This window comes from Armatimonadota bacterium (genome assembly GCA_016869025.1).
Taxonomy (GTDB): domain Bacteria; phylum Sysuimicrobiota; class Sysuimicrobiia; order Sysuimicrobiales; family Humicultoraceae; genus VGFA01.
This window is the reverse complement of sequence record VGFA01000007.1, coordinates 62907-84711: the sequence shown is the minus strand read 5'-3', so window position 1 is coordinate 84711 and position 21805 is coordinate 62907. Positions and strand designations below refer to the sequence as shown.

Annotated in this window: 20 protein-coding genes, 2 tRNA genes and 1 other RNA gene; 8 read left to right on the top strand and 15 right to left on the bottom strand. The window is 66.1% G+C overall.

Annotated elements, in window-relative coordinates; translation table 11 throughout:
• The first annotated feature begins 14 nt into the window (after window positions 1–14).
• Window positions 15–104: transfer RNA gene (locus FJX73_06060), tRNA-Ser, on the top strand.
• A gap of 42 nt (window positions 105–146) precedes the next feature.
• Here FJX73_06060 and FJX73_06055 read toward each other — a convergent pair.
• Both FJX73_06055 and FJX73_06050 read right to left on the bottom strand, forming a co-directional pair.
• Window positions 147–1055, bottom strand: a complete 909-nt coding sequence (locus FJX73_06055) for a universal stress protein (GenBank protein ID MBM3470338.1) — start codon at window positions 1053–1055, stop codon at window positions 147–149.
• Window positions 1056–1062: 7 nt separating this feature from the next.
• The gene (locus FJX73_06050; GenBank protein MBM3470337.1) at window positions 1063–2343 is read right to left on the bottom strand and encodes a divalent metal cation transporter; all 1281 of its coding nucleotides are present in this window, start codon (window positions 2341–2343) and stop codon (window positions 1063–1065) included.
• A gap of 131 nt (window positions 2344–2474) precedes the next feature.
• Between FJX73_06050 and FJX73_06045 the strand changes: the two genes are divergently transcribed.
• Window positions 2475–3596: an EVE domain-containing protein gene (locus tag FJX73_06045; GenBank protein ID MBM3470336.1), complete on the top strand. Its 1122-nt coding sequence runs from the start codon at window positions 2475–2477 to the stop codon at window positions 3594–3596.
• Between the two features lie 262 nt (window positions 3597–3858).
• On the opposite strand, the gene FJX73_06040 is transcribed toward FJX73_06045, so the two are convergent.
• The 5 genes from FJX73_06040 to FJX73_06020 all read right to left on the bottom strand — a co-directional run bounded on the left by FJX73_06040 (window position 3859) and on the right by FJX73_06020 (window position 7709).
• Window positions 3859–4524: a GntR family transcriptional regulator gene (locus FJX73_06040; GenBank protein ID MBM3470335.1), complete on the bottom strand. Its 666-nt coding sequence runs from the start codon at window positions 4522–4524 to the stop codon at window positions 3859–3861.
• 139 nt (window positions 4525–4663) lie between these two features.
• Entirely contained in the window at window positions 4664–5209 is a 546-nt protein-coding gene (locus tag FJX73_06035; protein MBM3470334.1) for a hypothetical protein, read from the bottom strand.
• Between the two features lie 718 nt (window positions 5210–5927).
• Complete coding sequence (locus FJX73_06030; protein ID MBM3470333.1) at window positions 5928–7016, bottom strand: IS630 family transposase; 1089 nt, start codon at window positions 7014–7016, stop codon at window positions 5928–5930.
• 128 nt (window positions 7017–7144) lie between these two features.
• Window positions 7145–7531: a nucleotidyltransferase family protein gene (locus FJX73_06025; protein MBM3470332.1), complete on the bottom strand. Its 387-nt coding sequence runs from the start codon at window positions 7529–7531 to the stop codon at window positions 7145–7147.
• Window positions 7518–7709: a hypothetical protein gene (locus FJX73_06020; protein MBM3470331.1), complete on the bottom strand. Its 192-nt coding sequence runs from the start codon at window positions 7707–7709 to the stop codon at window positions 7518–7520. The genes FJX73_06025 and FJX73_06020 overlap by 14 nt, the downstream gene beginning before the upstream one ends.
• 418 nt (window positions 7710–8127) lie before the next feature.
• Between FJX73_06020 and FJX73_06015 the strand changes: the two genes are divergently transcribed.
• The 5 genes from FJX73_06015 (at window position 8128) to lepB (ending at window position 11994) form a co-directional block, all read left to right on the top strand.
• Window positions 8128–9036, top strand: coding sequence for a hypothetical protein (locus FJX73_06015; GenBank protein MBM3470330.1), 909 nt, complete (start codon window positions 8128–8130; stop codon window positions 9034–9036).
• A gap of 34 nt (window positions 9037–9070) precedes the next feature.
• Window positions 9071–10519: a HAMP domain-containing histidine kinase gene (locus FJX73_06010; GenBank protein ID MBM3470329.1), complete on the top strand. Its 1449-nt coding sequence runs from the start codon at window positions 9071–9073 to the stop codon at window positions 10517–10519.
• A complete protein-coding gene (locus FJX73_06005; protein ID MBM3470328.1) occupies window positions 10516–11202 on the top strand; it encodes a response regulator transcription factor in 687 nt (228 codons plus the stop codon). Before FJX73_06010 ends, FJX73_06005 begins: the two co-directional genes overlap by 4 nt.
• A gap of 80 nt (window positions 11203–11282) precedes the next feature.
• A tRNA-Ser gene (locus FJX73_06000) sits at window positions 11283–11377 on the top strand.
• A gap of 38 nt (window positions 11378–11415) precedes the next feature.
• Entirely contained in the window at window positions 11416–11994 is a 579-nt protein-coding gene (lepB, locus tag FJX73_05995; GenBank protein MBM3470327.1) for a signal peptidase I, read from the top strand.
• 78 nt (window positions 11995–12072) lie between these two features.
• On the opposite strand, the gene FJX73_05990 is transcribed toward lepB, so the two are convergent.
• From FJX73_05990 to FJX73_05955, 8 genes are all read right to left on the bottom strand, one after another.
• Window positions 12073–13785 (bottom strand): long-chain fatty acid--CoA ligase, encoded by a 1713-nt coding sequence (locus FJX73_05990; protein MBM3470326.1) that lies wholly within the window; start codon window positions 13783–13785, stop codon window positions 12073–12075.
• Window positions 13786–13880: 95 nt separating this feature from the next.
• Window positions 13881–15434, bottom strand: a complete 1554-nt coding sequence (locus FJX73_05985) for a M81 family metallopeptidase (GenBank protein MBM3470325.1) — start codon at window positions 15432–15434, stop codon at window positions 13881–13883.
• A complete protein-coding gene (locus tag FJX73_05980; GenBank protein MBM3470324.1) occupies window positions 15376–15735 on the bottom strand; it encodes a DUF4387 domain-containing protein in 360 nt (119 codons plus the stop codon). The genes FJX73_05985 and FJX73_05980 overlap by 59 nt, the downstream gene beginning before the upstream one ends.
• Window positions 15732–17108 (bottom strand): DUF1446 domain-containing protein, encoded by a 1377-nt coding sequence (locus FJX73_05975; GenBank protein ID MBM3470323.1) that lies wholly within the window; start codon window positions 17106–17108, stop codon window positions 15732–15734. Before FJX73_05975 ends, FJX73_05980 begins: the two co-directional genes overlap by 4 nt.
• Before the next feature lie 30 nt (window positions 17109–17138).
• Window positions 17139–17987: an ABC transporter permease gene (locus FJX73_05970; protein MBM3470322.1), complete on the bottom strand. Its 849-nt coding sequence runs from the start codon at window positions 17985–17987 to the stop codon at window positions 17139–17141.
• Between the two features lie 4 nt (window positions 17988–17991).
• A complete protein-coding gene (locus tag FJX73_05965) occupies window positions 17992–19005 on the bottom strand; it encodes an ABC transporter permease (protein MBM3470321.1) in 1014 nt (337 codons plus the stop codon).
• Window positions 19006–20556, bottom strand: coding sequence for an ABC transporter substrate-binding protein (locus FJX73_05960; protein ID MBM3470320.1), 1551 nt, complete (start codon window positions 20554–20556; stop codon window positions 19006–19008).
• A gap of 2 nt (window positions 20557–20558) precedes the next feature.
• Window positions 20559–21404 (bottom strand): IclR family transcriptional regulator, encoded by an 846-nt coding sequence (locus tag FJX73_05955; protein MBM3470319.1) that lies wholly within the window; start codon window positions 21402–21404, stop codon window positions 20559–20561.
• Between the two features lie 131 nt (window positions 21405–21535).
• Here FJX73_05955 and ffs point away from each other — a divergent pair.
• Window positions 21536–21801: signal recognition particle sRNA large type (ffs, locus tag FJX73_05950), an RNA gene on the top strand.
• Window positions 21802–21805 lie beyond the last annotated feature (4 nt).

Below are 21805 nucleotides of genomic sequence, written 5' to 3'. Positions count from 1 at the left end.
TAACATTAGGTTTTGGAGGAGTTCGGGAGCCCGGTACCCGGACGGTCTCGAAAACCGTTGGGCGGGAAACTGCCTCGTGGGTTCGAATCCCACCTCCTCCGCCACCTCCCTGCCACGCATCCAGGCATCGGCCGGCCGCGCGTGCATCAGAGGCCGTCCGGCGCTCCCGGCGCCCTTACCAACAGCATCGGCCTGCGGCACCTCGCCATGATCCGGATCGCCACGCTGCCCGCCCACACCGCGCTCATCCCGGACCGGCCGTGGGTGGCCATGACCACAAGGTCCGCGTCCAACCGCTCGGCGGCGGCGGCAACTTCCCAGGCCGGATCACCGCGCCCTACCTCCACCTCCGCGGTCAGGGTGTCCTGCCGCAGTCGAGCGGCCAGCCCATCGAGGTAGAGCAGCGTCTCCTGCTCCTCGAGATCCAGGGCGACCGCAGTCGCGATTGGAAGGAACAGCGCAGCGGGCGCGCGGGCAGAGGAGACCGTTGCCACTGTGGGCACCACGGTCAACAGGTGGAGGCGGCCGCCAAACGCGTGGGCCAGCGCCTCGGCCAGCGGCAAGGAGGCCTCGGATGGAACACTACCATCAAGGGGGACCAGAACCCTGCTGCATGCGAAGACCTGGGCCCCTGGGCCGGGTCGGATCAGCAGGACCGGGGCGCTGCCGTGGCTGAGAACCTGTTGGGCGACGCTGCCGTAGATCAGCTCCCGGGCGCCGCCCTGACCGTGGGTGCACAGCACGATCAGCGCGGCGCGCAGCTCATCGGCGTGGCGGGCGATGCTCTCGGCGACGCCGGTCTCGTCCGGACCGTGCACGTGCATGGTCACGGCCACGGACGGGAACTCCCGGGACGCCACCTCCGTCAGGTAAGCCTCTGCCTCTGCGACCGTGGTCAGATGCGGCTCACCATGCACCTCGTCGGGCGGCGTCCGTTCGACCACGTGCAGCAGGGTGACGCCAGACCCGAACCGGCGCGCGACCGCCCCGGCGGCAGGAAGCACGCTCTCGGCGAGCCGTGAGCCGTCAAGCGGTATCAGCAGGTGATCGAACACAACCGCATCATCCTCCGGCGAATACCTGGTAGATCAGGAACAGGTTGAGGGAGACGATGAGCGCCGTAACCAGAACCGTGGCCGCCGTCGTGATTGGATGGTTCGCCAGCGGTCCCATCAGGTCCCGCCGCCGCGTGAACAGGACCAGCGGGACAAGGGCAAACGGCAGCCCGAAACTGAGCACTACCTGACTGATGACAAGACTGCGCGTGGGATCCAGCCCCAGCCCAAGCACGACGAGGGCGGGCAGCATCGTCACCAGCCGCCGGACCCACACCGGGATGCGTCGGTGCAGGAAGCCCTGCATTATCACCTGACCCGACATGGTGCCCACCACCGACGATGAGAGGCCCGATGCCAGCAGCGAGACCGCGAACACCGTGCTGCTCAGTCCGCCGAGCAGCGGGATGAGCGTGCGGTGGGCCTCCTCGAGGGTCCCCACATCGGTCAGCCCATGTGCGAAGAAGGTGGTGGCCGCCATGATCAGCATCGCGGCGTTGACCAGCCCTGCGATGCCCATGGCAATGACGACGTCCGCGATCTCAAACCGGAACAGACGTCGTGCCTGCCGGGCGGTCCGGGCCACGATCCGGTGCTGCGTCAGCGACGAGTGCAGGAACACGACGTGCGGCATCACCGTGGCTCCCAGAATGCCGGTCGCGAGCAGCACACTCTCGGCGCCCGCGAAGCGCGGCCGCAGCAGCCCCCCAAACACATCGGACAGCGCGGGCCGCTCGAGCCCCAGCTCGATCAGGTAGCAGACGGCGATAATGCCGACGAACGCGGTTATCACTACCTCCAGGGGGCGGAATCCCCGGCGCTCCAGCGCGAGGATGAGGAACGTGACCGCGCCGGTCAGCAGGCCCGCCGCGAACAGCGGCAGGCCGAACAGCAGGTAGAACCCCACGGCGGCGCCGACGAACTCGGCCAGATCGGTGGCCATGGCCACAACCTCCATCAGGACCCACATGATCCAGACGACCGGCCGCGGAAACTGCTCGCGGCACAGCTCGGCCAGGTTGCGGCCTGTGGCTATGCCCAGTTTTGCCGCAAGCGCCTGCACCAGCATGGCCATCAGGTTGCTGGCCAGCACGACCCAGAGCAGCAGGAAACCGAACTTCGCGCCCGCCTGGATGTTGGTGGCGAAATTGCCGGGATCCACGTAGGCGACCGAGGCGACGAACGCCGGGCCGAGAAACGGCAGGAGTCGGGCCAGACCTCGCCGCCCGCTTCGGCCGGCAAGCACGTCCCCGGCGGCCTCAACGGTGACCTTGTCGGAACGCTGCATGCAGAGTGGCGTCCTGGACTTAGTCGTGTCTAAACAACTGCGACTACAGGGTACCGGCCGTATGCCGGACGGTCAAGGCAAGTGGTCATCCGCGGCCTGCGGCGTAGGGGGAATGGATCCCCCCAGGCCGAATGTCTCCGGCGGGCAGGCAATCAACGATGCCGGCGAACCTTCAGGTTCTACCCACCGCCGGGGCCACCCGGTCCGCGCTCGAGACGCTGCTCGGCGGCTCAGAGAGCGTAAGGATCGCATCTGCCTTTGTCCGCCAGAGCGGCGTGGACGAACTGCGCCTGCTGCGGCGACCCGTCCGCCGGTTGCAGGTGATCGCAGGGACCGACTTCGGGCTGACCCAGGTCGAGGCGCTGGAATCCCTGCACACCCCACCGGACCGGGAGTGCAGGCTCTACTACGCCCCGGAGGACGCCGCGGAGGGCGTCTTCCACCCCAAGCTCTACCTGGGCACCGCCGGCTCAGACTTCATCGCCGTCGTCGGCTCCTCGAACCTCACCGGCCCCGCCCTGACCAGGAACGTCGAGATCAACGTAGCCCTCACCGGCAGCCTCCAGGAGCCGCTGGCCCGGGACCTGGACGGGTTCTTTCGGAGCCTCTGGCAGTCACCGGGCGTGCTGCCCCTGACGAAGGAGATCGCCGACGCGTACCGCGCTAATCAACACGCCCGCGAGCACCTGTGGCGGCAGATGCGCCACTCGCCGGAGTTCCGCCGCGCCCGCGAACTCGTCCGGCGGACGGTGCTGGAACACTTCGCCGCAGGCACGGGCCGGAAGTGGCTGCTGGTGACCTCAATGGACAACTACTTCGCGTGCCTGGGCCGCGGGCGGTGGGGCGATGAGAACTACGGACGCATCAACCAGATCAAGCCCGGCGACCTCTTGGTCTTCTACATCAAGGGCGCGCACAGGCTCGGCGCGGCGGCGATCGTCACCACACCCGTGTATCGGTCGTCGGAGGACACCTGGACAGACCGCCAGTATCCGTACCGGATTGACTTCGAGGTCATCGCCCGTCCTGCGACGCCCATCGACTTCAAGCCATTCATCCCCCGGCTTGCCTTCTTGCGGCGCAAGGACGAGAAGTGGGGCACAGCCCTGCAGACCTCTTCGCTCGAACTCCCGCGCGCGGACGCGCAGCTCCTGCTCGAAGCGATCGGCGCCGCCGATGCGGCGCCTGAGCTCCGGCTGGCGGTGGCGGATAGCCGGGCAGGATACGGCGCAGAGATGAAGCGCTCAACGTAAGAGGGAGGCTGTCAGGGCCGCGATAACAAGTGTGAGGTCAGATTCTACGTGCCCATGCCACCAGTCGCTCTGCGTGCTTGATCGCGGCTTCCGCGTCATGCACCCGACACAGGCGCCCTTCGTACTCCACCGTATTCTTGCGATCAAGCAGCGCCGCCAGGTGACTTGATGCCTTCTTGGCTTCATCGTCCCCGGGAAACAACTGGCGAATTAGCCTGACCTGGTCCATGTGCGCCGGGCTGATCGACCGGACGCTTCGCGCTTAGCCACCGACGGCGATCTCCGCAAGGCTGCGTCCGGCCAGCACCCGCCCTTCGCTCACGATCGACCGCACCAGTTGGTCGCCGGCCCCTAGCTTCGCCCGTACCTCTTCGGCCGTCATCACCATCATTGAGATGAATCGGCCGAACCGCTCGCCGAGGCGCCCGCGAAGTTCGTCGACGCACCCCCCAACGGTCTCGCGTGCGGCCTCATCTGTCACCACCAGCATAAGGTCAACATCGCTACGCGGCGTTGCCGCCTCGCGGACCCAACTGCCGTACAGGACGACGGACTCCGCTGACGATCGGAGAGCTGCTAGGATCTCTTCACCGAGTCGCTCAAACCATCGCGCCTCGCTGCGGAAGGCCGGCTCCAGAATCTCGGTAACGACGTAGCGGTCGCGGTTCAGGGAGTAGAGATACGCCCTCCCGGCGCGGCGTCGCTCGAGCACACCCTCTTGGGTCAGCCGTTCCAAGACCTGACGTGCGACAGAGTGGTGGACCCCCGCGGCGCTGGCGAGCTGGCGACCGGTGATCGCGGAGGGATGGGTTACCAGGTAGCGGAGCAGTCGAACCGCCGGCTTGGAGGCCAGCGCGTCAAGCGGGCGCGGTGAGGGCAGGCGCGGGGGCTGTCCGGGTGTACGCTTTTTATGTACACGTGTACGCATTTCATGTACATTCTATCCTACGGGAGGCACGGGGACAAGCGTCGGCCTGCCCAAAAGTGGTCCGCACCTCCCGTATCTCTGCAGGCGACCAACCATTCGACGCGCGACGCTGCCGCCTCGTTTGTGACGGAGGCTGATGTCAACCAAAGAGGGCAAGTAGACGGCGCTGCTTGGCGGAAGGTGGCAGGAGGGTGCCGCGCGGCTCAGGGAAGATCTCAGTATCCCACCATAGGACCCTCAGCACGCTGGTCGCTATGCCCACCTTGATCCCTCGAGCCTCCAAAGCTTTGTGGAGGCTCGGCCCCTCAAGCAGGTAGACAGAGCGTATGAGCCAGGGGCGCGTACCTCCCCTCGATGGCTTTGCACCTGCCCGTGGCCCTGCCAGAACGAGGTAGTAGTCGGGAACGACTCCCATACTGAGGTCTATCAGCCCCTCGTCCTTTGCGTACCACTTGATGTTGACGCTTGCGCCTTCGAGCGGCCCGCTGGCGAATACCCCATCGATCCCCTCTTGCGCCGCCGACCTTGCCAGCGTTATGTCAAAGATCTTGCTGGCAATGTGCTCACCGATGTGCTCGATCTGTGCTGGACGCCCGACGATGCGGCAGATTTCCTCCTCAGTGGCGTTCCTCTTGCGGATCGGCTTCGCAAGTCTCTCCAGGTCCGGATCATGACGCATCGTCATGGGACTAGTCGCCACCCCCGTAACCACACGAATCCGGCAAGCAGACGAGTCGGACCAAGCGGACCGGTTTTCCCGATGCCGCTTGAAGAGCGCGGAAGAACGCACGTTGCTCCGGTCGCGGTCCGTCACGCGGCCGAGGAATTTGCATCCCATCGAGCCCAGGCCCGCCACCCGCCGCGGCCAAACTCTCGCGCTTGCCACTGGAGAACGGAGGAACGATCCAATCGCGGATCATCTGATGGCAACTCCTTCATGCAGACCCGCCAGAACGCTGTCAGCTACCCGGGGGTCAGCCTTACCTACCCCCGCAGCTCGTCGAGGGGGACCCACTGTCCAGGCGCCCGCTCGAATTGCCAAAAGGTCCAACCATTCGTCGGCCGTTTCGCGATCCGGTGTGCCGACGCCGATGGGCTTCGGTATAGCTTTCGGCTCAGCCGGATGGCGCCATCCGACCGCACGCGGGCACGAAATCTCCGCCCGTGGAATGAAGCCCTGAGCCTCAAGGACGTCTTCACGTAAGGAGCCAGTGCGAATCGTTCCCGGTCTTTCTCAGAGTCTTCTGTACGGCTTTCAACTGGCGTGGTCCGCTTGCCGATGAGACGCCCCAGTTCCTCGCGATGGAAGCTCCGGACATCTCGGGCTAGGTTCGGACGTAGATCCTGCGAGCGTACGAACTAACCCCTCTGCTTGTTGCCGGGAGGCCTAATGGTGCGCAGAACTAGTGTCCTGAGTCAGAGATTCGATGACAAAATCGTGCAATGGTCGCCAGGATCTCATCCGCCGTCTTCGTCCAGACGAACGGCTTCGGCTGATCATTGTATTTGGCGAGATAGGTCTTGATCGCGGCTTCGAGCTCCCGGGTGCTCCGATGGACCCCGCGGCGGATCTGCTTCTCGGTCAGCGCCGCAAACCAGCGCTCGACGAGGTTGAGCCACGAGGCTCCCGTCGGTGTGAAGTGTAGATGGTAGCGGGGGCGTTTGGCAAACCAGCGGCGGATTAGGGGCGTCTTATGCGTACTGTAGTTGTCGAGAATGAGATGCACGTCCAGCGCGGGTGGGACCGCGGCATCGATCGTCGCCAGGAACTTGCGGAACTCGACACTACGATAACGGCGGTGGCATTCGCCCAGCACCGTGCCCGTCGCGAGGTCCAATGCAGCAAACAGCGACGTGGTGCCGTGCCGTCGATAGTCGTGCGTGCGACGCTCCACCTGTCCCGGACGCAACGGCAGCAAAGGTTGGGTGCGATCCAGGGCTTGAATCTGCGCCTTCTCATCCACGCACAAGACCAGCGCCCGATCCGGCGGACACAGATAGAGACCGACGATGTCGCGGACCTTCTCGATGAACAGCGGATCTTTGGACAGCTGGAACACTTCGGTGCGATGTGGCTGCAGGGCGAACGCCCGCCAGATGCGACTGACCGCACTCTGACTCAGCCCACAGGCGGCGGCCATCGCCCGGGTACTCCAGTGGGTCGCGTCTCGCGGCTGCGACTCCAGCGTCAGGGTGAGCACCCGTTCCACGTGGGCGTCAGTGATCCGCCGCGGGGCACCAGGCCGGGGTTCATCAAGCAGACCGTCGAGGCGGCGCGTCAGAAAGCGCGCGCGCCATTTCCCCACCGTGGGCTGACTGACCCGATACGTGCTCGCCACCACGGTGTTCGGCTTGCCGGCCGCGCAGGCCAACACGATGCGGGCTCGTTGCGCCAAGGCTTGTGCACTTGTCGGGCGCCGCGCCCAGCGCTCCAACGTTTCCTGTTCCTCCGGGCTCAGGGTCAAGGGCGGAATCGGACGGCCGCGGGGCATGGGACTCCTCCAGGGGATAGATTCGCCATCGCCCTGGAGAGTATCCCACATAGGAAGATTATACAACAGATCTCTGACTCAGGACACTAGGATGTCCCGCAAGTAGTCCGCAACCGAGCGAACGGGCTTCATACCGGCTCCAGTTCGGAAAGGATGCGCTCCCCAATGCGGGGCTTCAGTGCGCTCTTCATTACGAGATCGACCTTGACCCCCACGAGTTCACGCAGGTGATCCTCCAGATCAATGAATTCGAAGAACGTGGGAGGGGACTCGTACTCGACGAGAATGTCGAGGTCACTTCCCGCCTCCTGTTCGCCCCGGACGTAGGAACCGAACAGGCCAAGCGACCGGACCCCGTATCGCGCCTGGAGCACCGGAAGATGTTCTCGCAAGGACTGGCAAATCTTCTCGAACGGCGGCCGCGCGCGCCTGAACTTCCTCACGCCTGCGATCCTCCTTGGCACTGGCTCAGGCCGGTGGTGGGGACCAGCATCCGGTCGCTCATCCTTCCGCATACTGCACCTGCGCTTCTTTGAGGACATCCTCCCGGAAATACCGGCTGAGATCCTCAGGGGTGCGCAGATCGATCTTGCGCCCCCCGAAGACGAATGATAGCTCCCTCTCCATCCGTCGGACATGATGCTCTCGACAGAAGGCGGCGATCCTCTCCCTGTTCAAGGTGATCTTCGCCATCGCTCAACTCCCTGGCGCCAGGGCCATGTGGAAGAACTTGTTGGCCTCAGGCCGCCCATGCCCCCCTCGTCCGCTCGCCTTTCACGGTTCACCGCCCATGGCCGGAATCTTGCAGTCTGCCTCCGCATCCTTCGTGAAGCCTCCCGCTGCGACGACCAGGCCCGCATCTCAGGACGATGCTTCGTCGCGCGGGCCGGAGGGCCTTCACGCTGCTACTACTTGATTCCCCTTCGCACCGGTCCAGAGGACATCCGCCGGCCATGCCTCACCCGCGGATTCAGGATCAGCACGGCGACGCGACTGCCCGGCCGGCCTTGACCGGATTTCAACCCAGCAGGAACCCCGCTGGCATGGCCTCGTCCGAACTCCGATGACAAACTGGCGTCAGAGCAGAACCGCACCATTCGGAGGTGTTGGCATGTTCGGCGCGATTGTCAAGAGAACGTTGCTGGCGTTGATTCCCATAGCGATCCTAACAACGGCCGGGCTGGCCCTGACCGGAGTTACCCAGCTTCCGGTGAAGTTCGTCAGCACACCCACCGAGGAGGAGGCCGTGGCGCCGCCCGCGACCGACCCGGCGGCGGTCCCACAGAAGACCCTGGTGGCGCAGAATCAGCCCTCGGCGCAGCCGGACCAAATCGCCCAGGCATCTGAGCAGGCCGAGGCCGTGGAGGAGCCCCTCCCGGTCTTGGTAGTTGACAAGACCGCGTTGGCCTCCGCCCTGACCGAGATTGACCGCGCGGCAGCGCAGGCCAAGCTGGCGGTCACCGCGCTGGACGCCGACGCGCAGCAGCGCTACATCCAGGAGACGATCAACCTGCTGGCGGGCTCCGCGGATCCCCTCTTCCAGCGCCTGGCGCAGGCAGGCAACGGTGACGTCTACAAGGGTGTAAGGCCGCTGCTGATCGAGGCCCGCGTCATCCGCGAGGCGGCCGAGGTGCAGTGGATCGCCGCGGTGCAGCGACAGATTGAAGCCAGCGCGCGCAAGCATGCCGAACTGGTGGCCCAGGCAGGAACCGGCACAGGCGTCACTCCGCAGCCGGCACCGGCGTCCGCCACGGCCGAGATCGCAGCCGTGGTCGGCCCGACCGGCGTGCTGGGAACCCGCGGCATGCGCCCCGAGGAGCAGGCCGCCGACCTGGTGAGCCGGGCGATCAGGCAGGCCGCCGAGGCACTGCGCGCGATCGCGAATCGTCCGCAGGGATCCTTCCAGGACGGCACCGTGGATATCCATCACGCATCGGACCAGGCGTCGCAGACAATGGAGGCCGTGCTCAGGATGCTCGATTCGGCCAGGAAGATCATCCAGATCGCTGCAGACCGCTAGAGAGGGAACGGCCGCGACGTAATATACTGGGGGCGTGACCAGGCTCAGCCTCGGTGGCAAGTTCGTCCTGGCGTTCGTGGGACTGTCGGTGCTCTTCGCCGCCACTTTCGGAACGCTGGCCGCCTACCGGCTGCAAAGAGCCCTGCTGGAGCAGGTGCGACTCCGGGCGAAGGGCGTCGCCGAGGAACTGGCTCGCGACGCCTCCCGGTTCCTTCCCACGCCCGAGGGCCTTTCGGAGGCGCCCACTTCCAGCAGGCTCACACGACGGCTCGTGGCAGGAACGGTCCTCTACGCGCAGATCATCCGGGACGGCGAGGTGCGCTTCACCGACGGCCGCTACGCGCTGGCGGTCCCCACCGGCCCGCTCGTGCGGCCGTTCGCCGTGGAGGAGCGCCGGACCCGAGGCGGCACGGCGTACCTCGATATCTTCAGGGCGGTCCCCGACTACCCGCTCGAACGGCAGACCTACGTGCGCATTGGGTTTCCCCTGGCAGACGTGCACAGCCGTATCAGGGCGGAGACCGAGCGGATTCTCCTGGCCAGCCTGCTGATGGCCGGCGGCGGCGTGGCGGCCGCGTTCGCCCTGCGGCGCGCGATCCTCGGGCCGCTGGCCCGCATGAACACGGTGATACGCCTGATCCGCCGCGGCGATTACTCCGCGCGCGTGGAGGCCGGGGGCGGGGACGAGCTGCAGCTCCTGGCCGACGAACTCAACACCATGGCGTCCGCGATCGAGACGCGCGACCGGGAGCTGGCACGCGTCAACGTAGCGCTCCGGAAGGCCAACCAGATTAAGGACGAGTTCACCGCGGCGATGAGCCACGAACTGAAGACCCCGCTGCACGCGGTGCGTGCCTATGCGCAACTGCTGCTGGAGGAGATAGACGGCCCTATAACCCTGGCGCAGCGCAAGGACCTGGAGGCGCTGCTGGCCGCCGGTGACCACCTCCTGCACCTGATCGAGGGCATCCTGCGCTACTCGGCGCTGGAGGCAGGAGGGATCCAACCCCAGGCCGGCCGCGTGGACGCGGCCGCGGTCATCGAGCAGGCCTGCCGGAACGTCGCGCATCTCGTGCGCCAGAAGGGATTGACCGTGGAGGTCGCCGGCACGGCGACCGTGGCGGCAGACGAGACCATGCTCCGGCAGATTCTGATCAACCTGTTGCACAATGCCGTCAAGTACACCGAGCAGGGGAAGATCACCGTGACGGCCGCGAACCGCAACGGGCTGGCCGTCTTCGAGGTGACCGACACCGGAACAGGCATCCCAAAGGGGCACGAGCACGAGGTCTTCGAACCGTTCCAGCGGGCAGGGCATCCGGCGCGTCGCGAGATTGACGGCATCGGCCTGGGACTGGCGGTGGTGAAGCGCTACGTCGAACTCCACGGAGGGCGGGTCTGGTTCGAACGCGCGGCAGGAGGCGGCACGCGGTTCACATTCACCCTGCCGGCCTTCACCGTGCCGGCAGGAGACGGGGCATGAGAATCCTGGTTGTTGAGGACGACGCCCGGTCCAGGGACCTCCTGGTGCGGTACCTGCGCGCCAAGGGCCACGACGTGGCATCCGCCGGGGATGGTGCCCGGGCGCTCGAAGCCGCCGCCGCCGGGGATCCGGACCTGGTGCTGCTGGACGTCAACCTGCCGGTGATGGACGGCTGGAGGGTGCTGGAGGCGCTACGGAAGTTCAGCCAGGTGCCGGTGATCATGGTGACCGTGCACGACAGCGCCCAGGACAAGGTCGCCGGGTTGGAGTCAGGCGCGGACGACTACATCACCAAGCCGTTTGATCTGCGCGAGCTGGACGCGCGCATCCAGGCGGTGATGCGCCGCTGCCAGGCATCTGCGCCAAGGGTGATCCGAACCGCCGAGGTGATCCTGGACGACGAACGCAAGGAGGTAACGGTCCGGGGCCGCCCGGTGGCTCTCTCGCCCAAAGAGTATGAGCTGCTGCGCCTGCTGGCGTCCCGGCCGGGCAGGGTGTTCCCCACCGAGGAGATCCTGGCTGCGATCTGGCCGGACCGCGATGCCGCGGCGGCAGAGGACGTCAAGAAATACGTCCACATGCTGCGCGCCAAGATAGAGCGAGACCCTGCTCTGCCGACGATCATAGTGACCGCGCGGGGGTTCGGGTACCGGTTCGCGTCCCCGGTGGAGGGGGGTCGCTAGGCCGGTGCCACACGCGGCGAAACCGGGTACAAGGCCGGTGCCACGCGTGGCGAAACCGGGTATACTGGGATCGGTTCTCCGGAGGGGTGCGAGAGCGGTTGAATCGGCACGCCTGGAGAGCGTGTAGGCGGGCTACAAACCTGCCTCGTGGGTTCAAATCCCACCCCCTCCGCCACATCATCAGGCACACCCGGTGACCCGGTCGCACAAAGCATGGTACTGAGGATGCTCACACTGCTCCGAGAATGGCTGGGCCGGCTCCCAGTAGACTGGCGCCGCACGGGCCGAGGTGTGCTCGACTTCGCCAAGACGCTTGTGGTCGCGTTTGTGCTGGCCCAACTGGTGATGGTCGGCGTGGCCCAGGCCTTCCAGGTCGAGCAGTACTCAATGGAACCCACCCTGTTGCCGCACGATCGGGTGCTGGTCAACAAGCTCGTCTACCGGATCCGCGAACCCAATAGGGGCGACGTGATCGTGCTGCGCTATCCCCGCGACCCGGGCCGCAACTACATCAAGCGGGTCGTCGCAGTCCCGGGCGACAAGGTAGAGATCAAGAGCGGCCACCTGAACGTCAACGGCACCGCGGTCGAGGAGATGTATGTGAATGGCACCCCGTCGGGTGATTACGGGCCGGAGACAGTGCCCGCGGGCTCGTTCTTCGTCCTGGGGGACAACCGCAACAACAGCGAAGACAGCAGAGCCTTCGGCTTCCTCAACCGAGCACAAGTGGTAGGGCAGGCGGCGCTGATCTACTGGCCGCCGCAGCGGGTCCGGCTGGTGCGGAACAGGTAGCCGAGGGAAAGGCAGCCGCAGAACAGGCGGCGCGTGCTCAGGGGCCGGGCGGTCCCAGGCGCCGGGCGGCCCCAGACGCTACTCCTCCTCCGGCAGCTCGCCCCTGAGCTGCTCTCGTTCCCGGATTTCCCTTCGCAACGCCTTGCCGAGCAGCGTCTTGGGGATCTCGCTCACGATCTCAAACCGCCGGGGCACCTTGTAGGCCGACAGGCGCTGCGCGCAGAAGTCGCGCAGTTCGCGTGCCAGCGCCCGCGCGTCCCCCACCTCCTTCGGCACGATGTGGGCGACCAGCATCTCGCCGCGGAGGCGGTGCCGGATCCCGGCCACGGCCACGTCCCTCACCCTGGGGTGCTCGTAGAGCACCTCCTCGATCTCACGCGGGAAGACTTTGAGGCCGCCCATGTTCACCATGTCCTTCTTGCGGTCCTCGATGTAGAAGTATCCATCGTCGTCCATGCGGGCGATATCGCCGGTGTACAGCCAGCCGTTCCGGATCGTGTGGTCGGTCTCCCCGGGGTTGTTCCAGTAGCCCTTCATGACCTGCGGGCCGCGGACGACCATCTCGCCGATCTCGCCGGGAGGGAGATCGCGGGTCCCGGTCTCGGTGTCAACGATCTTCGCGTCGGTTGAGGGAATCGGAATCCCGATGGAGCCTTCCTTGCGCGTGCCGTAGACAGGGTTGCCGTGGGTGAGCGGAGAGGCCTCGGACATCCCAAACCCCTCCACCAGCCGGCCGCCGGTGAGCTCCTCGAAGCGGCGCTGCACCTCCACCGGCAGCGGCGCGGCCCCCGAGACGCAGGCGCGTATGGACTTCAGGTTGTACTTCTCGACGCCGCGCAGCTGATTGATCGCCAGGTACATCGCCGGCACACCGGGAAAGATCGTGGGACGGTATTTCGGCACCGCCTCCACCACGGTCTTCACCTCGAACATCCGCATCAGCAGCATGATGTTGGTCGCGCCGATGGCCACGCTCAGGTTCATGCAGATCGTCAGGCCGTAGACGTGGAAGAACGGTACGACCGACAGGAGGCGCTCGTCGCCCTCTCTCAGGTCGGTCAGCCACGAGCGCGCCTGCAGGCAGTTGCACACTAGGTTGCGGTGGGTGAGCGTGGCGGCCTTGGGGATGCCGGTGGTCCCTCCTGTGTACTGCAGGACGGCCGCGTCATCGGGGCTGATGACCGGCCTCTGCTCGAGACGCTGGGCGCGCAGCGCCTCCCGGAACGGCACGATGCCGGGCCCCTCGGGCATTACGTCGCCTTCCTTCTTCGCCTTGAGCATCCCATAGAGCAATCGCCACTTCCCGGGGAAGAAGTCGTGGACGTTCGTGACGAACACGGTCTGCAGGTCGGTGTGCGGCCTGACCTCGTGCAGGTCCTTGTAGAGCCGGGAGATCCCCACGGCGTACCGCGCCCCGGAGTCCTTCAGGACGAAGGCAAGGTCGCGGCCCTTGTACAGCGGGTTGACCTGAACCAGGATCCCTCCGGCCTTCCAGATGCCGTAGGCGGCGACCACGTACTGGGGGTTGTTGGGCAGCATAATCGCCACCCTGTCGCCGCGGTGGAAACCGCGTTCGATCAACGCCTTGGCGAACCGATCGGAGAGGTCGTCCAGTTGCCGGTAGGTGATGCGGTTGTCGAACTTGGGGCCGACCTGGATCAAGGCCGGGTTGTTCGGGTACTTGCGCGCGCTTTGATCGAGGAAGCCGTAGATGGGTTGCGACGGGAAATCCAGCGTGCGAGGCACTCCCGGCTCATAGTGTCTGAACCAGGGCCGGTCTCCCTGGGTCACTGGGTTCACCACGACCAGCCTCCAGCAATGGGTGTGGGGAGGTGGGTTCTGCGACGGTCTGCGTGAATCCTGCCCGGGGGTACTCGCGGTGGCACCTAGGGTCCGTACACCGCGTCCCGATCGAGCGGGTAGATCGGTCGCCGCAACCACCTGTACGGAAGACCGTGCAGGTTCGACGTGCTGAGGCCAGGCGAATCCGTCGAGACTATGTGCCGTGCGACCCCCTCGAAGCCGGCCCGGAAGTGCGCGCTGGATTTCAGCCCGACGATGCGGCAACGGGCGACGTCAATGCCGTGGAGCAGGAATGGCCCGGGATCGAGCACCTGGGCGCGCCTGCTGGCCACGACGACGTCCACACCCCGGCCGATCAGGCGCGCCGTCCTCCCCAGGTCCACCGGACTCCCTCGGCCCATGGGCGTGCGGAGCGCCAATCTCCCGTCGGTCAGACACTTCACGTAGGCCTCGAGACCGATCGGCTTGCCGTGCATGGTGTCGGTCTTGCCGCCGATGCGCACGCGGATCGTGGCTCCCACGCCGGCCCGGTGCGCGGCTTCGACCACCGCGGGATCGCAGATCGTGGCAAACGCGCTGTCTGCCAGGCCGGCGTCCAGCATCGCCCTCAGCAGATGCGTGCCGTCACCAGGCGCGCCGCCGCCCGGGTTGTCACTGATCTCGTTGATGACGACCGGGCCGGCATCGGCCGCAAGCCGCGTCGCCTCCGCCACCGCCTCCTCCGGAGCCGGGTACGCCCTGAAGAACGCCTCCCGCCGCGCCCATATCTCCCGGGCTACTGCCCGGGCTGCCCGTCGCGCCAGCGCCAGGTCGCGTTCGGCGACGGCGACTACCGTCACGCCCGCCTCGGGAATGTCCGTGTGTGAGAACCCATGAAAGAAGGCGCAGTCTATCATGCCTGGCTCCCGCTCCCACCGGTGGCAGTATTCGTTGATCGCCCGGGTGGGCTCCACCCGCGACGGCGACGCCGGGATCAGCAGCGGGAGGATCTCCACCGCCATCTCCGGCGTGATCTCGCCGCGCAACACGCGGACGAGGAACTCCATCGCTTCCTGGCCGCGTTCGTAGGAATCAATGTGCGGGTACTCGTGCACGCCGAAGAGGCCGGTGGCCAGCTCCACCATCCGCGGCGTGACGTTGCCGTGAAGATCGAGCGTGACGGCGATCGGCATCGCCTGGCCGACGACCCCTCGAACGGCCTCGAGCACGGCGCTCTCCAGGTCGGAGATCCCCTCGGCTACGCCCGCGCCGTGCAGCGCCAGGCAGACCGCATCCACCGGCATTGCCTGCCGGAGGCCGGCGGTGAGTTCATCCACCATGGTCGTGAAGGCCTCGCGCGTGATCGCCCCCCAGGGCTGGGCGCTGGTGGCAAACGTCGGGGCCAGGTCCACGCCCAGGCGCCCGGCGGTCTCAATCATCCCGCCGACGTAGGTCCGCGTACCCGAGAACCGGTCAAGGATCTCGGGCCCCACGCACCAGACCTGCTGTCGGAACATCTCCAGCGTTGTCGGCGGGCAGAAGGTGTTGGACTCGTGGTTGATGCCTCCGAGCGCGATGCGGTACAAACCGCTTCCTCCCCTAAGGCCCACGGACGCCGGGAGAGACTGCTGCGCCGCCGGCCGGAACCTCGATGTCATAGAGCGGGGCGTGCTGCTGGCAGCCAAGCACGTCTGGGTCGCCGGGTGAGCCGCTCGACTGCCGGCGCAGGATCGTCACCTTGATCCCCTGGCCAGGGTCGTGATTCACCACGGTAATCACCTGGGCCTGTGGGATCCCGTACAGCGCGGCCACCGATTCACGCGTGATGACGTTGGCATCTCGGACCAGCCGGTACGATTCCCAATCGTCGAACATGATGTCGAACGTGATGTAGTGGATCCCGGCGTTCTTGCTGCGGACGGCCGAAGCCAGGTCGCGGATGCGCAGGGGCGTGGTCACGTCCTCTCTCCTCCCAGCGTGCCCAACTCTACCCGGGCATGGGCCATGGGGTCCGACACCCGGACGGTGTGGTAGATGGTCCAGCGATAGGCGTCCATGCCTCGAAGCTCCTCGTCCGCCATGATCGCCGCCTTGCCGGTCGTGGCCTTCTGGCCGGGGTACTCCGCGACCATCAGCGACTTGCGGTGCAGGCGGCAGATCAGTCTGGCCAGCGACTCGTCCCTGGACACGGCCTCAACGACTATGCCGATCTCGTGTGGAAGGTCACAGCGCAAGGGCTCCCAGTCCTTCATGGTGGCATCCACGCCGTAGACATGGGTGTGCACCTCGTAGTCCCGGCCCTTTACCCACTGAGGATACCGGGTGCGCACCCGTTCCTCCGCGAAGCTCATGAAGCGGTCCAGGTTGCGAATCGTCAGCGGGTCCCGGATGCCCAGGATGCCGACGAAGCGGTACCCGACGAATCCGGCGCCCTCGACCTTGAGGCGCAGCTCGGTGGGCTCGAATCTCGCCCCGGTCACCGCGACCGTGCGCGCGTTGCGCTGGGTGAACGCGCATCCGGACAGGTGCACGACGCCTCCCGGGACGCGGTGCAGGTGGGGATGCGCCTCCTCATACATGGAGTGGGCGGCGACCGACACGGGAGTGCACACCTGCCGCGGATTCATGGGTTCGAACAGGATGGCATCGGAGCGGATGGTCCCAAGCATGGCGTTGCGTGCCATGTAGGGGGTCGCCGCGACCGAGGCACATTCGAGCACCTTGCCGAGATGGATTGACAGCGCCCGATCAAACCCCTTGAAGATGGGATAGGAGGCAAAGATGGCGTCGTCGCAGGATCGCCCGGCGATGACGACGTCGGCGCCTTGCTGGAAGGCCTCGAGATAGGGCTCGGCACCCACGACGCTGACGGCGTGGTCCGTCGCGTCAATCAGCTCATGCGTGAGGGGCGGGGACCCGTCCAGCGTCTCCGTGTCTCCTGCGTCGAGTGCCCTGTGCAGCGCTTCCCTGTCCAGCTCCACGTAGATCCGCGCGAGGCGAAACGGGGGCAGGTTCTCCTCCCGTGCGATCTCCCCAAGGATGGACACCGTGTAGTCAACGCCCTTGTTGGTGCCCATGTGGCCGGCGGATCCAACCGTCATGGGTATCCCTCGCCGCCGGCTTGCCAGCAGCATGAGCCGGAGATCGTGCTTGACCCACTCGCGCGGGAAGTAGCAGGTGTCGGCACCCAATCCATAGGGGCCCACATCGTTGCTACCCGCATCCGCGCCGATCAGATGGGGGTGGCGCTCCACCCCGCGCCAGAAGGAGTCCTCGTCCATGGGGGTGGCCCCGAGGGCCCCGGTTGCCGACAAGACGCGCAGTTCGTCCACGCTGGTCCTCCCCTCAAGTGCTCAAGGCCGTCATTTCCGAAGCCGGGGGTCGAGCACGTCCCGCAGCCCCTCTCCAAGCAGGTTCAGACTGAGCACGAGCACAAGAATGGCCACGCCCGGCAGGGTCGGCAGCCACCACGCCACCGACATGAAGGTGCGGCCGCTTGCGATCATGGAGCCCCACGCGGGCACGCGCGGGCTGGCGCCGAAGCCCAGGTAGCTGAGACTGGCCTCGGAGAGGATGACGGTGCCCATGTGAATCGTGGCCAGCACCAGGAGCGTGTGGACGACGTTGGGCGCGATCTCTCTGATCATGATGGCCAGGGGCCTCCTGCCGATGGCCCAGGCCGCCTCCACATAGGCCTTCTCGCGCTCGGTCAGGACCTGGCCTCGAATCACCCGGAACTTGCTCACCCATCCCTTCACGCTGAGGACGAGTATCAGGTTGCCGATGCCCGGCCCGAGGACCCCCATCATCAGGATGGCGAAGACCAGCAGGGGGAACGCCTGCAGCCAGTCGGCAAAGCGGGAGATAAGGTCATCGAACCAGCCCCGGCTGAATCCGGCCACTAGACCGAGAAACAGCCCCACGGCAGATGTGAGCCCTACCGTTGCAAAACCAACCCCCAGGGAGACCCTGGCGCCGTAGACCAGGCGGGAGAGCATGTCGCGGCCCAACTCGTCGGTGCCAAGCAGATGCCCTGGCTCGGCGCCGGGGCTCCAGGCCGGGGGCTTCAGCCGCAACATGAGGTCCCCACGCGCTGGATCCTCGGGCGCGAGGAGCGGGGCAAACACGGCCACGAGCAGGTAGGCAAGCACGAAGACCGCGCCGGCGACCGCGGATGGATGACGCAGCAGTTTCCAAAGCGGGCTCTTCACCGCGTCACCCCCACCGGATACGCGGGTCGAGCATGGAGTAGGCGACGTCAATCAGGAAGTTGATCCCAACGAACAGCAGGGCATAGAAGATGACCCCGCTCTGGACCACCGGGTAGTCACGCGCGAAGATGCCGTTGACGATGAGCAGGCCGATGCCGGGCCAGGCAAAAACGGTTTCAATGATGACATTGCCGCTGAGGAGCGCCCCGGCTTCCAGGCCCGCCACGGTGACCGTGGGCAGCAGCGCGTTGCGCAGAGCGTGGTGGCGGAGCACCCTGCTCTCGGTCAACCCCTTGCTGTTGGCGACACGGATGTAGTCCTGTCCCAGCACCTCCACCATGCTGGAACGCAGGACCCGGGCGATGATCGCGCTGTAGTGGGCTCCCAGCGTGACGGACGGCAGAATCAGGTGGGACAGGGCACTCAGCAAGGCCGGGGCATTCAGCGTCAACACCGAGTCCACGACCAGCAGTCCCGTGAGGCGGGTGGGTTGCATCTCGTACGCGATGCGACCGATGCTGGGCAGCACCTTCAGGTGCACGCTGAAGACCATGATCAGGATGATCGCCAGCCAGAACCCCGGCGTTGAGATGCCGAGAAAGCTGAGCCCCATGCTGACCCTGTCTATCGCTGAGTGCTGCCTGGCCGCGGCTATGACACCTATCGGGATGCCCACGGCGAGTGAGAAGAGCAGTGCGCCGAGCGCCATCTCCACGGTGGCGGGCAGACGCTCCAGGATCAGCCTGGCCACGGGGCGCTTGAGTACGATGGACGTACCAAGATCGCCGGACATCAAACCACGAATGTACCGGACGAACTGGGCATGTATGGGCTGGTCGAGTCCGAGTTCGGCGCGCATTCCGGCGATGTCTTCTTTGGTCACGCCCTCGCCGCCCCGCAGCATCAGGTCCACAGGGTCGCCCGGGGCGTAGCGCATGACCACGAAGATGGCCAGCATGATGAAGATCGCCACCAAGAACAGGTGGATCGCGCGCCGGACGATGAATCGCGTCGGCAACTAGCGCTCCACGTCCACCCTGTGAAGGTTCACGCGCCCGTTGCGGTGGGGCGTGAAGTTCAGCACGCGCTTGCGCGACGCCTCGATGACCTGCGGCACGAGCAGCGTGACTATCGGCAACTCGTCGTGGATCATCGCGTACCCCTGGCGGAACCGCGCCGTCCGAAGGGTCTCGCTTGGCGTGTTCTGGGCGTCATTCATCAGCTTGTCGAATTCGGGCCTGACGTACAGTGAGAAGTTGGCTGCCTGCTCGGCGCCGCACGTCCAGTAGGCCCACATGGGATTGCCCGAGGCATTCCCCCATTGGTCCACCACGGCGGTGCGCTCGCCCCGCAGAGCCAGGGGCCTGAGAGCGGCCAGCTCCCAGATACGGACCTCGGCCCGAAGCCCGACGATATCCAGCATCTGGGCGATGGCCTGGGCGAGATCCCTGTTGTCCGGCGAGGTGTCGATGACGAAGCCGGCACCAGACGCTCCGGCTTCCTTGAGCAACGACCTGGCCTTGCCCGGCGAGTAGGCGTAGGGCTTGAGGGCGGGATCCACGACCTCGCTGGCGTCCATGAAGGGCCGGCCGCCCAACACGTTGCCCATGCCGCCGTACAGCTTGTCCACGATCAACTGGTAGTTGATGGCGTGGGCGACCGCCTGGCGCACGCGCTTGTCGGAAAACGGAGGCTTGGTCACATTCAGGGCCAGGAACAGCATGTTGGTTCCCTTGGTGGTGGCCACGTTGATTCCTGGGTCTGCCCTGAGGACCGACACCATGTCTGACGGAACGGCCTGGATTATGTCAACCGCACCTGAGCGAATAGCGGCCACGCGGGAGGCCGGGTCCGGGATGAACTCGAAGATCGCCCTGTCAATGGGAGGTGGGCCGGGCCTGCCCGGGAGCTCCGGCGATCCGCCCCAGTATTCGTCGAACCGCTCCAGCACGATGCGCTCCTTGATGTCGCCCTCGATGAACCTGAAGGGCCCGGCGCCGACGGGCTTCCTCACGAAGCCGTCCGGGCCGACCTGCTCGAAGTACCTCTTTGGCATGATCTGCATGTTTATCGCGGTGACCTGCATCCGATACTGAGAGACGGGCACGCTCCGGTGGAACCGTACGGTGTAGTCGTCAATCTTCTGGACCATCTTGACGCCGACGAACAGGCTCTTGCGCGGTGACGTCCTGCCCTCCATCGCTCCGTCCTGCGTTGCCCGCACATAGGTGAACACCACGTCGTCGGCCGTGAGCGGGTCGCCATTGTGGAAGACAATCCCCCTGCGGATCTTGAACTGCCACGTGGCGGGATCGATCCTGCTTGTTGACTCGGCGATCTCAGGGATGAGCTTTCCGTCCGGCATCTCCGTGTAGAGCCCGTCGCCGATGTTGCGGAGGATGGTCTCGGTAATGCGCGAGCGGTGGTTGCCCGGGTCGAGCGGAGTAGGGTGGGCCGGCAGTGCTACCCGAATCGTCTTGAGCACGGGTGCCGCCGTGAGGGACAACGGCGCAGCGGTGAGGGCCAACACGACAACCACGGGTACAACGACGTGCAGCCATCCACTCATGGCTACATACCCCCTCCTCTTGGAATGGCACGCTTGTTCGAGGACTGCACATACCCCAGGGCGCGCGAAACCGACGCCCCAGATCCAACCACGGCGCCCGAGAGGGCGTCCGCCGCGTACGCAATCATGCGCGTGGTCGGCCCTGTAATGTTGATGCTGCCGATGACCTCGCCGGAGGCGTTCCGCACGGGTGCCCCGACCGAGGTCGCCCCTGGATTCCGTTCGCCGGTGGTCACGACATAGCCCAGCCGGCGGGTCTCTCTCACGGCCTCCCACAACCGGGCCGGGTCGGTGATTGTGTTGTCGGTCATCCTGACCAGAGGGACCTCGGCCAGGTAGTCCTGAATGCGCTCATCGGGCAGAAAGGCAAGAATGGCGCGCGCCGCGGCCCCGCTGTGCAGCGGCGAGCGCTGGCCCACCACTCCGACAGAGCGCACTTCGTGGATGCCTTCGATTGAGGCTACGCAGAGGCGCTCGTTGCCCACCAGCAGGTTGAGGTTCACCGTCTCTCCAAACTGGTCACGCAGGCAGCGCATCACCGGCATGGCGGCCTCGCGCAGGTCCGTCACCACGCGCACCCGCATGGCCAGGTGCAGGAGGTGCGGTCCGAGCTGGAGTTCGGCAGTCGGATGCGGCCGAAACACGCACCCCCGGTTCTCAAGCGTCGCGAGCAACCGGTGGGTGGTCGTCTTGGGGAGGCCTATGCGGCGCGCGATCTCGCCGGTCGAGAGTGGGCCTTCTGCCAGCGCATCCAGGATGTCCAGAGCTCTGGTCACTGCCCTGACGCTCGACACTGTCGTGCTCCTACAGGGTAGCGCTGGCGTTCCGATTGATGATATAAAGTCCATCTAGCGGAACGCACTTCGGCGGCTGGATGAGGAACTCCTGCAGGCCGGCGCGGGCGCCCATCCGCGCACCGGCCGATTGTGGCACGATGCAACGGTCCTTCCACCGACTGATCGTGGTATGATGCCTGTGGCCGTGCTAGGTGGGGAGCTAGCGGTTCCCTGTACCCGCAATCCGCTACAGCGGGGCTGAACTCCCGCCCAGAGGCGCCATCTCGTGGGGCCAGGCCCGCGCGCGCAGCAAGGAGGGCCGGGTCCTGTGCAACGGGAACTGACCAACCCCGCCAGGCCCGGAAGGGAGCAACGGTACGTCAGCCGCCCCGTGTGCCGCAGGGAAACCTGGCCGGAGCCGGCGGCGCGGATACCGCCCGGGAGATGGTTGTCGAAGGCGGGTGCACGGCCTT